Source organism: Bacillus benzoevorans, assembly GCF_014207535.1.
Lineage (GTDB): Bacteria > Bacillota > Bacilli > Bacillales > Cytobacillaceae > Bacillus_BD > Bacillus_BD benzoevorans.
The window spans coordinates 171,100-186,786 of sequence record NZ_JACHGK010000002.1; the positions used below are offsets into that span (position 1 = coordinate 171,100).

The following is a 15,687-nucleotide window of genomic DNA, read 5'->3' on the forward strand; positions in this document are numbered from 1 at the left end:
TTTAAAAATGGAGAATACAGTACGTGATATATCAGCCGATAAAATCATTTTTCAGAATCAGGACAGAAAACTAATTCTAGCGCATCTTGGTTTTGCCTTTTTTGCTTTTCTAATTGGTGTGATCGCAGGGCTGCTCCAGGCGTTGCAGCGAACAGGCTATATTGATCTGCCCAATAATATTGGGTATTATCAGCTGTTGACAGCACATGGTGTTTCCCTTGCCCTTATATTTACCACCTTTTTTATCATCGGCTTCCTTTATTCAGGACTAGCCAAAACACTCGATGGTAAACTTATGCCTGCAGCGAACCGAATAGCATGGATTGGCTATTACATGATGGTGATTGGGACATTGCTCAGTTTGTATGTCATTATTACCAATGACGCTTCAGTTCTTTATACATTTTATGCACCGATGCAAGCTTCCCCCATCTTTTATATTGGTCTGGCATTAGTTGTAGTGGGAAGCTGGCTTAGCGGTGTGGCAGTTTTTATGAATTATTATCAATGGAGAAAAAGACATCCGGGAGAAGCATCTCCCCTTTTTGCCTATATGGCTGTAGCAACCATGGTTCTATGGCTTATTTGTACGGTCGGGGTCGCCATCGAAGTGGTCTTTCAATTGATTCCATGGTCGTTAGGCTGGGTGGATAAAATTAATGTGGAATTAAGCAGGACTTTTTTCTGGTATTTCGGTCATCCGCTTGTTTATTTTTGGCTGCTGCCTGCCTATATTTATTGGTACGTCCTTATTCCGAAAATCGTCGGCGGCAAAATCTTCAGCAATTCTTTGCCCAGGTTGACTTTTATCTTGTTTATTCTTTACTCTGTCCCGGTTGGCTTTCATCACCAGCTGATGGAACCAGGTGTATCATCCTTTTGGAAGTTCCTTCAAGTTGTTTTAACAATGATTGTCGTCATTCCATCATTGATGACAGCTTTTGCCATCCTCGCAACATTTGAAATTGCCGGACGCAAAAAAGGAGCAACTGGATTATTTGGGTGGTTTGGAAAACTTCCGTGGAAGGATGTCAGATTTACGGCCACTTTTCTCGGGATGGTTATATTTATTCCAGCAGGTGCTGGAGGGGTTGTGAATACCAGCTTTCAATTGAATCAGGTGGTACATAATACGTTATTCATTACAGGTCATTTTCATATTACCGTTGCGGCGGCTGTTATCCTAACTTTCTTCGCTATCGCCTATTGGCTCGTTCCGGCGATGCGAAACCGTCAATTAACCCCTTTTGCCAACCAATTGGGATTAATCCAATGCTGGGTATGGACAATTGGAATGTTAATTATGTCCACAAGCATGCATATTGTCGGGGTACTTGGTGAACCGCGGCGAACTGCCTTTACGACGTACAGCGGTCATCCAGCCGCTCAAGTTTGGGAACCATACCGTTTTTTTACCGGCGCTGGAAGTGTTCTTTTATTTATCAGCGCCGTATTATTTCTTGTAAATATCGTTTACTTATGGTTTTTTTCACCCAAAGCAGAAAGCGCTGTCGATTATCCAATCGGAGAAGTGGAGGAAGATCAGCCAAAGCCGCCGGCAATTTTGGAGCGCTGGACAGTATGGATTGGGATCACCATTGCTTTAGTATTAATCGCCTATACCGTACCTGTTATGCATATGTTCCAGCACGCACCGGGTTCTCCGCCGATTCGCAGCTGGTAAAAAGAAAGGGAAAAAAGTTTCTACAGGAGACTTTTGAGAGATGGAAACTGAATCTATAAGGATAAAAAAAGCTACTAATCAAAAAAGGCAGTTTCCCTTTGGAGCTGCCTTTTATTCATATCTGGAAACCGGCTTCGTGAAAGCGTTTTAAAATTGGACCAAAACATGCCATACAGGTGATTTTCGCGACTGTTCCCCTAAATGATTAAACTTCTGATATTTTCCAATAAACTTTGGCTGCAAATTCTCATGCGGTGTTCTCGTATTAACCAGTTCTTCCTGGTACATAGATAGTTTCTCTTCCATATATTTCTTCTCAAGTACATTTAATTGAATGGAAAGATTGATGTAATCTGAGCTGTTAGGACCACTTTGAATGTACATATCATTTTGTTTTGTTTTGAGATTGTAAATTTCCTTGAGGAGTTTCATATTTTCGCCATGCACATAACGATTCGCTTCCATCATACACACCTCATATTGTGAATTTTTCATGTGCTTGGAATGTACGGTGACAATAACCTAAATCCCCTTGTACTAGGTATAAATATCTATTCATTCCAAAGTCGATATGATCGTACCATAGTCTATATTTGAATAAAATATGGTAAATAAAAGTAAAAGTATTGAGAAAATTCCATCAGACTATTGGAATAATATTTTTTAATAGCCCTTCCATTTCTCTGCTTTTATAATGCTATTATCACAGGGTTTTCTCCTTGTTATCCTTCTTTTTTAGGAAAAACATCTTATACTATGATAATAGTTCGTTTTATAATAAAAATTCTCTAAAAATACTAATGACTATGAAAAGATTGAGATATTTTGATAATTCCATCCATTCAAAAACATTATTTAAAATTACCTTTGCCAATTTTTTCACAAACAAAAAAATGATTTGCTTTAGTTATCATTTCTTCTTAATTAATCCTTATTATTTCTGCTTAAGGAATAAAAAACTTAAAAATTTTGTAATGTTGTGACTTCTTTTGTAGAAACTATTTTCAAGCACTAATAAATTGTGCATAATAACTTTTGTCAAACCTGTTTTTCATCAGCAGGGAGAAATATATAAATTCTAGGGAGGAAATTTTTTAATGATGTGGGTAATCACCGTCTATTTAAAAGGAAATCTTTCAACTATGTTTGAGTTCAACTCAGAGAAGGAAGCAAAAGAGGCATTTAAGAATATTCACGGCTGCAAAATTCTTACTGAGGTGATTAATTTCCATAATCCTTCCTACGCACTTGTAGCTGTGTAAACAAGCGACCCCTTGTGAAAGTTCTTCAACAGGGGGTCGCTTGTTTTTTCTCTAATGACCCGGATGAAAGCAAACTACATAAAAAAAGACCGGCTCTTTCATAAGAGCTGGTCTTTTTTATGCCGTTATTAGATGATTTGATAATGCATCCATTCTTCCGGAACAGTGCTGTTGTCTGCCACACTGTAAGCAGCATTTGTAATCGCTTCCGCTAAATTTCTGCCAGTACCCGCTACATTATTGAAGTAAACTTCAGATTGACTCTTTGCTTCATATGTAAATCCGAATTCTTCTAATCTATCAACAATGCGCATAGCATGATCCAGATTTTGTTCCGGTTGAAAATCACAATCGTAAATGAATTCACCTGTTTCAAAATCATACCATCTATCCCAACGGTTTAATTTCCATCCTAAAATTCTGCGAGCGATAACTTCTGTTTTATTCATGTGACATTCCTCTTTTCTTGAAAATTTTATAAGATTAACAGCCTGGTATTGTTGTTATAGTACAACTTTTATTTGTTAAACATATAATATAACAGTTCAAAAAAAATTTCCACTGTTTTTTTAAAATTTTTTTGAAAACTTGTCCTATTTTGGCGGTTTTTTGAATGAATGCTGTCCCTTTTAGCAAAAAAAGCCGGTATCTGTTATGAAACAGGCACCGGCTTCTAAATGACTATGGAACAAAATGAATCTAAACTTTCATCTCCATTTCATAAATTATTTCCTTTCAATGCTTCCAACTTTCTATTGTTTGTATAAAAGTATATCATTGAAATGGACTTTCTCCATTATGAAGATGGGTAAAGTTATGCAAAATATCAGTTACGGCGTATGATTTCAATAAAGTTCGGAAAACGAAGGTAGAGTAGGCTTGGAGGTGCCCAATGAAATTTTTATTTAAGGTATTATTTTTAGTCATGCTCCTCGCTTTTGTCTGGAATCTCTTCGGGAACAACCTGAAGGATACAGCCAACAAATCTGCATTTGAACAATTCAAAACGAAGATCCTGACCATCATCGAACATCCCAGCGTTGCTGCCACTATCGATACCATACAGTTGGGCATGGAGACTGTACTCGAAGATATACACAATGTCATTAAAGGGATGCAACAAGAAGAGCAGCCTATTGAAGAAGTGGCAAAAACTAAACTGGAACATCCGCTCACGCATACATTTTCAGTTCATAATATCGAAATTGGAAATTCTAAAGAATACGTTGAACGGCTTGTAGGAATTGCACAGCGCTCTACTCTTAATGAGTATGGAGTAGATTGGTATACGTATCATGATCACTATCAGAACTTTTTTATGGCAGCATATGATGAGCAGAATAAAGTTGCTGGGTTGTATACAAATCAAGATTTGATATCTTCTAAACAAGGAATTGCACGCGGGAGTTCGAAAGAATCCGTTTTAGCCGCACTCGGGGAGCCAATGTCCGGAATTCGTAAGGGCTTGGTCACATATCGCACACAAAATGATGGAGAATACGATCTATTCCAGATGGATCACAGCTATATCACCATCTTTTACGATAAACACGAAAACAACACCGTGACAGCCATACAAATCATCTCTAGCAGTCTCGAAGAGCAGAAGGATTCTTTTTATCCTGAAGCCAGCACAGCCTTAAAAGAAGGATTTGAATGGCAATTGTTTGATTTGACCAATGCCGCTCGTGTCGTACATGGACTTCCATTTTTAACATGGGACGAGCAGGTGCAGGAAACGGCTCGGGACCATAGCAGCGACATGGCAAAGAATCATTATTTTGACCACACGAATCTTGAAGGTAAATCGCCATTTGACCGCATGGAAGAGGACCATATCAACTTCCGGGCTGCCGGAGAAAATCTCGCAGCCGGACAAACGAGCAGTATCTTTGCCCACGAGGGTTTAATGAATTCCCTTGGCCATAGAGAAAACAATTTGCATTCGGATTTTGAATCACTTGGTGTTGGCGTTGCCTTCGATTCCGAATCAAAACCATATTTCACTGAGAATTTTTTAACAAGATAAACTGCTTCAGGGAAGGTATATTGGTCAACATCAATGAATAGTTCACGAAAGATCAGAAAAAAAGCTGACAATGATGCCGCGGCTAAAACGGCGTACATCTTGTCAGCTTTTCATTATTATTTTAGAGGATCACCTTTTTTCTATTGTACCATCAGCGTATTTCGTAAATCTTCCGGAGGTTCGTTCATTTACTGGATCAGGACGGTCCCACGGCCATCCGCCAAATTGTGTTTGCTGATATTCATGAAAGGCATCGCGAACTTCCTGTTCGGTTGTCATCACAAAAGGTCCATATTGAACAACAGATTCCCCGATCGGTTCACCTTCCAGGACAAGGATGCGGCTGTTCTTTGCTCCATTTGTAATATGAATCTCTTGATCACCCACAAGTTTAATCCGATGAGAAGATGGAATCCAGCTGTCATCTATTTGAATTTCATCCCCATTAAAATAGTAAAGATTTCGCTTTAATGTACTAGAAACAGCTGGAAGTGACACCATAGCTTCAGGCTCCATTTCAATCAAATAGATTCCAACATGATGTTCCCGATCCTTTGCCCAAGAGGCCTTGCAGGGTTCTAAGCTGTTTTTCCCTGCCCAACTGCCTGCAATCAGCTTGACGTTCGTTTTTCGTCCATTTTCAGCTGCAGATTGAATAACCGGAATGTCCTCTGCCCACAGCATCTTATAATCCGGATCGGCAAATTTATTTTTTGCCGGAAGATTGAGCCAGATTTGAAAAAGCTCAAGCGGATTATTCTTATCCTGGTGAACTAAGGGAAACATTTCTGTATGCTGACACCCTTTTCCAGTCGTGAGCCATTGCACATCTCCATTGCCATAACGGCCAACAGAACCATTAGAATCAAAGTGATCAACAAATCCTTCTAAAACAATCGTAACGGTTTCAAAGCCTCTATGGGGATGCACGGGAAACCCCGGGACTGTTTTCCCATGATACATACGAAAACCATCACGCAGCGTGAAGTCCTCTCCAAGTCTTCTTCCTTCAAGAGAGACACTCGGTCCTTGATCTTCATTGCCTGGAGGATATATATCTTTATGAAACATCGTAATTAAAAACGGATCTTCATTTTGCCATTGAAAGTCTAACTTTTGTACCCCAAGAATTTGATTATGACTCATGTAACATACTCCTTTCGAAATCATTCTTCCCCCTTATCCTATGCTATTTTTGACCTAGAACTCAACTTCCTTGCTCGAAGAATTAGTCGATTATTCCTCCTTAAACATGCTCCTTTTTATGTAACTCATGATAGATTGAACTCCAGGAACGTTTTGAAAAACGGATGGGGATGCCTTGTTCTTGTGCCTTCCGTTTGATTACCCCTGAGAGATTGTGATTGATAAAATCTGTTAAAACTAAAATTATATCCACTTTCTGCGGGATATCTCTTTTTACCATCTGTGCTTTACGCCCGCTAACATGGATAACTTCTTTAAAGCCTTCCCCTTCAAGTTTCTTTGTAATTTGACCAAGATGGTCGCCCCCAATAATCATCATCGATCTCATAAATACATCCTCCTCACTTATATTTTTTACTAAAGTTAGAATTGAATTTAAATCCGATAATCCACATTATATAAGTATGAATTATACTCAAAAATTTTTATTCTTTTTCACAAATCTCTTTCTAAATTTTATTAACATCATCACTACATTCTGAATATAGTAAATAAAATATCATTGTGTAATATTACATTTTTTTAAGCTTTCCATTAATTTCGTTTAATAATAAATAAGCTCCTGTCCGCTTATGCGATCAGGAGCCTTTGGATGTCCAATCAGCTTTGAAAGAATAATATAATTTCCTTAATTTTACTCAAATTAATCCGATGTGTAAAGTACTAATTTGTTTTTTACAAACTATCATTATTTCGCGTATTCATAGCCTATCTAAGTTTAAGCTAAATGAGCTGCCTGATTTAAGTCTTCCGTAGATTGCACGATTTTTTGTGTAGCTGCTCCAATTTCTTTAATAATATGGACAAGATGTTGCAGATCATTTTCTACCTGCTGAACCGTAGTTAGGTTCTCATTTGTTGCCGTGACAATTCGCTGAAAGGCTTCACTTGTCAGCTCCGATTTTTTTAAGCCTTCCCCGACTAAATGATCAACTTCTTGGATTCCGCTAATGACCTGTTCCTTTTGCTCTGTTATTTGTTCAGTAAATGAACGTATCGCTTTGACTGATTTCTGTGTCTGATCAGACAGTTTTCTAACTTCCTCAGCAACAACGGCAAATCCTTTTCCATGTTCACCGGCACGCGCCGCTTCAATCGTTGCATTTAAGGCTAATAAATTCGTTTGATCGGATATCCCCTCGACAATCTCGACCACCTGTCTAATCTCGATCGATAATTGGTTTAATGCTTCTACATTTCCATTCATGGATACCATGCTTTGATGAATGCATTCGATTTGCTGCTCTAATGAACTTAATTGATCTTGCCCATTTTCCGCGAGCTCTTGACTGGTCTTTGTTTTAGATGCAGTCTGTTTTCCCTGCTCACTTACCTTCATGCTTTTTTGAATCAATTCCTCAACACTTGCACTTGTTTCCTCCATTGATAAAACAAGTGAGTGACTGGTGGCAAAAATCTTCTCTTTCAACTCGTCTTTAATCTGTTGATATTCCTGCTGTTTGGCTAAAATTCCGGCCTTTTCCAGCTCTTCCAGAATAACCTGCTGATGAAAATTCAGCACCTTAGAGACACTTTTTGCCACGACAAAATACTCCTCTTTTTCTGGGGTTTCCGCAAAAATAATGGTCTGTATGCTTTGCAGCAGAGATTGAAAACTTGCGACATACCATTGCGGCATTACACCGATTTCCTGATGTCCTGACGCAATTTTTTGCAGTTGTGTAAGATATGCGTCATCTAAATGACCATTAAACATTTGGATCAGAAAATGACCGTGCATTTCCATCCATCGTTCTGCATTGGAATATTGAGTCACAATCGTGACGTATTCAGGGATATTGGACATAGATTGAAAAAATTCAGATGTAATAGACGGCAAATGCTCCTTGATAACTGGCTGGACAATTTTCCCTATTTTTAGATCCTTTTCCGTAAGACCAATAGCACGGCATTGATGGACAATAGCCTGATCAGAAATAGAAAATACCACTTCCTCAGCATCTGCGCGACCAAGCCATTTATTTAGATCTTTCGATTTTTTTGTTTTAAACACCGGAACATCTCCTATCCTGCTTAGAGCATAACGTTTTATTGCCAATGAAAAATAGCACTTTTTTAGTTTATTAGAACAAATTACCTAGTTGTATTTTATCTCATCAAAGAATTTTGTACTAGTATATTTTGAACGGACATATAGCAAAGGATGAATGGGATCAAAAGAAGCATGGAGATTGGTTACTCCATGCTTCATAATTTATGAGTATAAAAAGGGATTATCTTCCCGCTTGATATTCCTTAACATCGCTCAATGATTTATGGCGTTCGGCGGCTTTTTTACCATGCACCATATAATAAACCAAAATACCTACAAAAACAATCATAGACATAGTTATATAAAGTCCCCTGAATCCGATAATCGGCAAAATAAAGCCTAATAGAAAGGGTCCGACTCCTACTCCAAAATCGTAGAAGACAAAGAAGGTTGAAGTGGCTAATCCTATCCTATGGTTAGATGCTTCATTGACGGCAACGGTCTGAGCACTTGATTGGAAGGTTCCAAAGCCAACGCCAATGACCGCTCCGGCTATCAGAAGGATGATTCCATGTTCAGCCTGACTGAGAAGCAGTAATCCGGTCCCGAACAACAGAATTGATGGGTAAATGACACTATTTTCCCCTTTTAAATCAAATAATTTCCCTGTGAATGGCCGGGAGATTAAGAGAAAGACGGCATACATGACAAAGAAAAAGCTTGCGGCGCCGGCCAGGTCAATTTCTGCAGCATATGCCGATAGAAAGGATAAAATACTTGAATAAACAAAACCAAATAATGCCACAAGAACAGCAATTGGAATCGTGCTTTTTTCAAAAAAGTAACGAAGATGCAGACCGCTTTTTACTGTTTCTTCATTTGGAACGATATTCACTTTTGGTATGTGAATAAATATCGTAGCAAGAACAGCGATGAATGAAAATGCAGTTGTCACGACAAAAATCATGCTATCCGCAAAATAGCGGCTGATAACTAAGCCTAAAAACGGACCGATAGCCATTGCCAGGTTCATGCTTGTGGCAAAGTAGCCCATTCCTTCACCGCGGCGTACTGCTGGAATAATATCCGCTGCAATCGTTCCTGTTGCGGTTGTCGAAATGCCGAAAGCAAAGCCATGAATAAAACGAATGAAAAATAGAAGCGGTAAACTGTTGACTGGAAAATACGAAAGCATCATGACTAGAAATAAGATTAAACCCATCAGCAAAAGCTTCTTTTTTCCAACCGTACCCATCATTCTTCCCGCGATAGGTCTCACCAGAACCGCCCCGAGTACAAAAATACTTGAAGCCAGACCCGCTTCACTTTGCGAGGCATGAAACTTATCAATTGAATAAACAGCTAATGTAACCATCAGCATATAAAATGAGATAAATAATAAAAAATTAGATAAAGAGACCATGATAAAGTCTTTTGTCCATAATTTTACTTTTTGTTCCATTACCATTCCCCTTTATGTAAGTTTTTTTCTGAAGTGTTTGATTGTGCGGAACGTTATTTCCATATCAGCCTGCGGTATTTGTTCCAGCAGCGTTTGTTCAAATGCTTCCACAACGAGTATCGCTTCCTGGTATACCTGTTTTCCTTTTTCTGTTAATTGAATCCTCCGCTCCCGCCTATCTTTACTAGGAATTTTCTCGATCAGCTCTGACTTTTCCAGCCTATCCACGGTCCGTGACACTGTGGGTTTCTCAACGTTGATATATTGGCTGATCTCCACTAATGTACTCGGTCCAGATTGCTTTAAATAATAAACGATCAGCCATTGTGAATGAAAGAGTCCTATTGCTGTCAGTTGTTCATTTAATTTTTTGGTGAAAAGCCTGGCAAATTGCAAATTCTGGTGAAAAAATGACTGTGACAAAAAATCTCCTCCGTCCAAAATGGTTACCTAGGTAACTATATATGTTCTATCTATTGAAGTCAAGATTCTTGCTTTTCTCTTACCATTCCCACAATAAAAAAGAGGTAAAGCAAGAGGACGTTTTTTCCTCTGCTTTACCTCTTTTATTAGGCTGCTCCATCTATTTCCTTTTCTGAACGAATGACAAGTTCATTTTGAGGAACTTTCATAAATCCGACCCATTTATAAATCGCTGCAGCCATAATGACTACACCTAAGACAAGCATAATGATTGAAATCACACCATTTATTACATTATAGCCAGCATTGCCCGAATTTAGGTATACATTTGTTACCATCCAGTATCCGGCATACATAACGGTTACGTAAAGATAGGCTAGCGGTACGAGACAAGTCAGCATATACCAGCGTTTGTTTGCAATCTTAAGAATAACAGTTGCGCCAATAATCAACCCAATGGAAGCCATTAACTGATTGGAAACGCCAAACAATGCCCAGACAGAACTGATGTCCCCGGAGAATAGCAGATATCCCCAAACAAAGCAGGCAATCGCGCTGGCAATCACATTGGCAGGCAGTGAATCGGTCCGTTTTAACGGCTTAATAATATCACCAAAGAAGTCCTGTATCAGATAACGGGCAACCCTCGTTCCCGAATCTATTGCGGTTAAGATAAAGACCGCTTCAAAAAGAATAACAAATTGATAGAAATAGGAGGCCATTTTTTCAAAGAATGGAAACTCAGAAAAGATATAAGTCATCCCCGCAGCCAGTGTAACAGCACCGCCTGTTCTGCCGTTCAGATCCATTTGTACGTCTTCCTCTAATTGATCTAAATAGACTGTTTGCATCCCTAATGCCTCAAACTTTTCCGGTGTTGAATTAATGGCAAAATAATCGGCCGGCTGCATTGACACAGCCGCAATCAGAGCCATAATCCCTACGACACATTCAACAAGCATCGAACCAAATGCTACCGGTTTAATGTCTTTCCAATGGTCAATCATCTTCGGTGTTGTACCAGAACCAATAAATGCATGGAATCCTGAAATTGCCCCGCAGGCAATCGTAATCGAAATAAACGGCCAAACCGGACCAGCTACGATTGGGCCCCCGCCATTAATGAATTCTGTAAATGCCGGGAATTGCACGACCGGATTGACAATAAATACACCAATAATTAAGGCACCAAATACACCGATTTTCATAAACGTACTTAAATAATCACGAGGTGCCAAGAGCAACCAAACAGGTAAGGTTGCGGCGAAAAAGGCGTAAATAGGAAGAATAAGTGCTAAAGTGCTTTTTTCTAATGTTAATAAATCGCCTAACCATGTCCCCGGCAGATAAGGTCCGACAGCGACACAAACCATAATGGCAATAAAACCAACTGTTGTCGCCAGCTTTAAGTTGCCTGTTTTTTTATGATAAAGACCTACAGCCATCGCAATTGGGATCGTCATCCCAACGGCAAAGGTTCCCCACGGATTCTTTTCCAATGCTCCCAGTACGACTAATGATAATCCTGCCATTGTAATAATAATAATAAATAACATGGCTAAACCGGTACAGAATCCAGCGACAGGACCCAGTTCTTCTTTTGCGACTTCTGAGAGTGATTTCCCCTTTCTGCGCATGGATGCAAATAAGACAACCATATCATGCACGGCACCACCAATAACAGCGCCGATTAGGAGCCATACTAATCCTGGCAGATAGCCAAACTGAGCCGCAAGAATCGGTCCGACTAACGGTCCGGCTGCAGCAATAGCGGCAAAATGGTGACCAAATGTGACCCATTTATTTGTCGGAACATAGTTCTGTCCATCCTCAAGCACATGTGCAGGTGTTGGTTTTGATTCATCAATTTTCAACACTTTTACCGCCATAAACGTCCCATATAAACGATAGGCTATGGCTAAAATACACAGCGTCCCAATAACGATTGTAACCGCATTCATTTCTATTTCCTCCCCTCTTATTTGTCTCTATGATACAAATAAAAGTTTATTCGCGGAGGAATTTCCGCTAAAATGCAAAAATAGAGGGATGAAACGCAGAATGTGAAAGCTGGAATGCAAACCCTTTCAGAATCCGATCACCTTTTTTAAATCCTTTATATAGGTTCTGCTGACAGGGACCTTTGATCCGTCATTCATCATTAAATTATAGGTCGAGTTAAACCAAGGTTCAATTTCATCGATATGCTCTAAATTAACGACATAACTGCGGTGAACCCGTAAAAATGGGCGGAAATTCATCCTTTTTTCAACCTCAACTAGCGGTTCACTGACTTTATATTCCTGTTTAAGGGTATGAATGATACATTTTCCTTCACTAGATTCAACAAAGAGAATATCCGTATATGGAATAAGAACAATTTTTTCCTCTACTGAAAAGGCCATTTTTCCATTGTGATCATTTCGTAATGGCGGAACTACAAGTACATCCTCTTTCCCGATTTTTCCTAGCTTGTCTATTTTCTCAAGTGTATGCAGAATTCGTTCCTCTTCAAAAGGTTTTAAAATATAGTCAACAGCATCAGCTTCAAACGCCTGCAAAGCATATTCATCATAAGCGGTGGCAAAGACAATAGCCGGAGGATGTTCCAGATCTTTTAATTGTCCGGCGAGTTCGATGCCCGTTCCTTCCTCCAATTCAATATCGAGGAATACTAAATCAGGCTGGAATTCTGTGATCTCTTTTACAGCATCCTCTATACAATCACTTTCTCCTAAAACCGTGACTTGTTTACTTTGATTGAGCAGATATCTTAATTCATCTCTTGCTAATGGTTCATCGTCCACTATATAGACCTTCAACATTTCCTTGAATTACCCCTTTACTATCAAATGGCATGGATATCGTGATCGTCGTTCCGTCATTTTCTTTACTATCGATCGAAAGACTTGCCTGACCGCTGTATAACCCCTTTAACCGCTGGTTGATATTATAAAGAGCCGAGCCGCTTCCTTTTTTTGATGGAATGATTTTTGTTCCCAATTGTTTTAATTGATCCTTTTCTATTCCTTTTCCATTGTCACTTACTATGATTTGCAGCTGCTGCCTTTTCAAAAAAATTCTAATCGTAATTTCCCCTTTATCTTTACTTTTTGGAAAGGCATAGTTAATAGCATTTTCCACCAGCGGCTGCAGAATAAAAGGTGGAAGCAATGTATTTTCTAAATGAGGCTCAATCTGGAAATCGACGCTATATTTTCCAGGAAACCTTGTCTGGACAATGGATAAATAAGCATTTACGTTTTCTAATTCCTTTTCTAAAGAAACATGCGTCTGCCGTGCTCCCTGCAGATTACTGCGAAAAAAAGAACTTAACTGCAGCAGTAATTTGCGCGCCTTGTCCGGATTGGTACGGCAAAGAGAAGAAATCGTGTTCAGACTATTAAATAAAAAATGGGGATGGATTTGTGCCTGCAGGGCTTTAATCTCGGCATCCTTCAATAATTTTGTCTGGCGGTAAGCCTCTGAAAGCTCCAATTGTTCTGAAAACAGCTTGGCTAAACCTTCAGCAAGCTCCTGCTGCAGTTGATCCAATTTATCCGGATCCGTGTAGTACATTTTTAATGTCCCGACTACTTCATTCTTTATCATTAACGGCAGAACAATGGCTGCTTCAAGCGGACAGCCGGGTTCAGAACAATGAATTTCTGCTTTGTTGTTGGCAACAATGATTTTTCCATATGTTAGAACCTTTTCTGTCAATCCAGTCACAGGTTTGCTGCCGGTTATGTGATGTTCAGAAGCCACACCAACATGCGCTAAAACCTGGTGCGTATCTGTAATAGACACGGCGTCCGCAGCTGTCAGTTTAAGAATGATCTTCGCTATCTCTTTACATGATTGAGAGTGAAATCCTTCGCGAAAAAATGGCAGAGTTAAATCAGCAATTTTAAAAGCCAGATTGGTCGAACTTGCCTGTGTCCGCACATTTTCTTTCAAAATCGACTGAAAAATGAACATAAAGAGCAAAGTCCCGAGTCCATTGACCAAAATCATGGGTAAGCCTATGATTTGGACGAGATTCAGAGCTAAAGAAAATGGTTTAGCTGCTATGAGGATAATCAGCATTTGCACCGTTTCTAATGTCATTCCAGTTACGGCCGCAAAAGACGCGGTAATTTTCTTGCCTTTTCTTTTTCGGACTTTACCTAAATATCCTGCGGCAATACCAGCAAATATAGTGGATATTCCACAGGAAAGGGCAGTAAACCCGCCAAGTGAAAAGCGGTGCACCCCTGCCATAACCCCTGCACCAAAACCAACCATCGGACCGCCAAGGAGTCCGCCAATAGCGATTCCCATGACCCTGGTATTAGCAAGTGCACTTTCCCGGTCCAACTTCAGCAGCCATTCCGATGGCGCCACATAATTATGATCAATCTCAATCCCTGTATAGTTGCTAATGATGCCAAACGAACCGAAAAGAATCGTCAGCATCACTTTTTCTCTTCGATTATGTTCGTGCTGCACAATTTGCCGAATGGGCCGCATCTGCGATAATATGTAAGCTGCCATAAAAATAATCCCCACTTTTTCCAGCAAAAAGGGAGCTAAATGAAACATCTGTATCATCCTTTATGTATGTGAAAGTTTGTATCATTTATTTTAGCATAAACAAAACGGATTCGTTTTGTACTTCTTCATGGCAGTATAGTATTTATTTAAATCAGACAACACACAAAAAACAGGGAAGCCTTCTCCCCTGTTTACATGAGCTATTCTTCTCTTTTTGCTAAGCAGTGGTCACATTCCATGAGATAGGATTCAGCCTGCTCTTCGATCATTTGCCCGCATTCAGCACATTCCTTTTGCGGTACCGTTTTGAAAAATTCAACTGGATTATACAACATGCTAACCGCCCCTTTTCTATAATACAGATATCATTTCGTCCACCTGTTATGGTACAGTATATGCAATTCTTATGAAACTATGTAGGCTGTAACAAAATATATTTTTTTGATTTTTACACTTTTCCTTTTAAAGCTATTTTTCTGTTAGGAATTATTCAAAAAAACAAGTCATATAATGGACTGTGTACAAAGTAAGCTAGGTGTTCTTATTATCATTAATATTGTCTAAGCAGATGTCGCAGCCCAAAAGTGCCAGGATTTCTTTTTCAAAAACAGAATTGCACTTTAAAAGGGGGAGCTTCATGGAATGGTATTTGGCGGTATTAAAAAATTATGTTGGTTTTGAAGGGAGAGCAAGAAGGAAGGAATATTGGATGTTTGTCCTTATTCATTTTATTGTCTGTCTTGTTCTATCGATCATTGAATCATTGATTTTTTTGCCTGGAGTTTTGACAGGTCTCTACGGACTGGCAGTGTTATTGCCTTCATTAGCCGTTTCTGTCCGCCGATTACACGATATTGGGAAAAGTGGCTGGTGGGTTCTGATCAGTCTTATCCCGGTGATTGGCACAATTATTTTAATTGTTTACTTTTGTGATCCTGGAGATGAGGGTGAAAACCAATATGGTCCCGCCCCCTTAGCCGCGCAAGATAACTATTAATGATAAAAAACTCTCCTTTACATTCGTTTTATGATGTAAATGGAGAGTTTTTTATGTGGATGAACGATTTTTCAGGAGGAGTAGTTCTTTTTCAG

15 protein-coding genes and 1 pseudogene are annotated in these 15,687 nt (G+C 39.3%); 4 read left to right on the plus strand and 12 right to left on the minus strand.

Annotated features, from left to right (window positions below):
- Positions 1–7 precede the first annotated feature (7 nt).
- Positions 8–1,684: a b(o/a)3-type cytochrome-c oxidase subunit 1 gene (locus HNR53_RS04115; RefSeq protein WP_184523118.1), complete on the plus strand. Its 1,677-nt coding sequence runs from the start codon at positions 8–10 to the stop codon at positions 1,682–1,684.
- A gap of 147 nt (positions 1,685–1,831) precedes the next feature.
- Here the strand turns inward: HNR53_RS04115 and HNR53_RS04120 are convergent, their stop codons facing one another.
- On the minus strand, positions 1,832–2,152 hold the full coding sequence (locus HNR53_RS04120; RefSeq protein ID WP_184523120.1) for a hypothetical protein: 321 nt from the start codon (positions 2,150–2,152) through the stop codon (positions 1,832–1,834).
- A 629-nt stretch (positions 2,153–2,781) separates the two neighbouring features.
- On the opposite strand from HNR53_RS04120, the gene HNR53_RS04125 reads away from it, so the two are divergent.
- Positions 2,782–2,946 carry a hypothetical protein gene (locus HNR53_RS04125; RefSeq protein ID WP_184523747.1) on the plus strand — a complete coding sequence of 55 codons (165 nt, stop codon included), beginning with the start codon at positions 2,782–2,784 and terminating at the stop codon, positions 2,944–2,946.
- Between the two features lie 128 nt (positions 2,947–3,074).
- Here HNR53_RS04125 and HNR53_RS04130 read toward each other — a convergent pair whose 3' ends face one another.
- Positions 3,075–3,395: a BC1872 family protein gene (locus HNR53_RS04130; protein ID WP_184523122.1), complete on the minus strand. Its 321-nt coding sequence runs from the start codon at positions 3,393–3,395 to the stop codon at positions 3,075–3,077.
- Between the two features lie 443 nt (positions 3,396–3,838).
- Between HNR53_RS04130 and HNR53_RS04135 the strand changes: the two genes are divergently transcribed.
- Entirely contained in the window at positions 3,839–4,975 is a 1,137-nt protein-coding gene (locus HNR53_RS04135) for a CAP domain-containing protein (RefSeq protein ID WP_184523125.1), read from the plus strand.
- Positions 4,976–5,104: 129 nt separating this feature from the next.
- Here HNR53_RS04135 and HNR53_RS04140 read toward each other — a convergent pair whose 3' ends face one another.
- The 10 genes and pseudogenes from HNR53_RS04140 to yhfH all read right to left on the minus strand — a co-directional run bounded on the left by HNR53_RS04140 (position 5,105) and on the right by yhfH (position 14,930).
- Positions 5,105–6,121, minus strand: coding sequence for a pirin family protein (locus HNR53_RS04140; RefSeq protein ID WP_184523127.1), 1,017 nt, complete (start codon positions 6,119–6,121; stop codon positions 5,105–5,107).
- A 100-nt stretch (positions 6,122–6,221) separates the two neighbouring features.
- Entirely contained in the window at positions 6,222–6,509 is a 288-nt protein-coding gene (locus HNR53_RS04145) for a DUF2325 domain-containing protein (RefSeq protein WP_184523129.1), read from the minus strand.
- 390 nt (positions 6,510–6,899) lie between these two features.
- Entirely contained in the window at positions 6,900–7,565 is a 666-nt protein-coding gene (locus tag HNR53_RS23625; RefSeq protein WP_425488697.1) for a methyl-accepting chemotaxis protein, read from the minus strand.
- A 102-nt stretch (positions 7,566–7,667) separates the two neighbouring features.
- Positions 7,668–8,195 (minus strand): annotated as a pseudogene (locus HNR53_RS23630) (protoglobin domain-containing protein); the annotation flags it as partial.
- A gap of 220 nt (positions 8,196–8,415) precedes the next feature.
- On the minus strand, positions 8,416–9,636 hold the full coding sequence (locus HNR53_RS04155; protein WP_184523133.1) for an MFS transporter: 1,221 nt from the start codon (positions 9,634–9,636) through the stop codon (positions 8,416–8,418).
- A 12-nt stretch (positions 9,637–9,648) separates the two neighbouring features.
- Complete coding sequence (locus HNR53_RS04160; protein ID WP_184523135.1) at positions 9,649–10,059, minus strand: MarR family winged helix-turn-helix transcriptional regulator; 411 nt, start codon at positions 10,057–10,059, stop codon at positions 9,649–9,651.
- A gap of 146 nt (positions 10,060–10,205) precedes the next feature.
- Positions 10,206–12,020, minus strand: a complete 1,815-nt coding sequence (locus tag HNR53_RS04165) for a carbon starvation CstA family protein (protein WP_184523137.1) — start codon at positions 12,018–12,020, stop codon at positions 10,206–10,208.
- A gap of 126 nt (positions 12,021–12,146) precedes the next feature.
- A complete protein-coding gene (locus tag HNR53_RS04170; protein WP_184523139.1) occupies positions 12,147–12,884 on the minus strand; it encodes a LytR/AlgR family response regulator transcription factor in 738 nt (245 codons plus the stop codon).
- A complete protein-coding gene (locus HNR53_RS04175) occupies positions 12,856–14,643 on the minus strand; it encodes a sensor histidine kinase (RefSeq protein WP_184523141.1) in 1,788 nt (595 codons plus the stop codon). The genes HNR53_RS04170 and HNR53_RS04175 overlap by 29 nt, the downstream gene beginning before the upstream one ends.
- A gap of 152 nt (positions 14,644–14,795) precedes the next feature.
- Complete coding sequence (yhfH, locus tag HNR53_RS04180; protein WP_184523143.1) at positions 14,796–14,930, minus strand: protein YhfH; 135 nt, start codon at positions 14,928–14,930, stop codon at positions 14,796–14,798.
- Positions 14,931–15,232: 302 nt separating this feature from the next.
- On the opposite strand from yhfH, the gene HNR53_RS04185 reads away from it, so the two are divergent.
- Complete coding sequence (locus HNR53_RS04185; RefSeq protein ID WP_184523145.1) at positions 15,233–15,592, plus strand: DUF805 domain-containing protein; 360 nt, start codon at positions 15,233–15,235, stop codon at positions 15,590–15,592.
- The last annotated feature ends 95 nt before the right edge of the window (positions 15,593–15,687 follow it).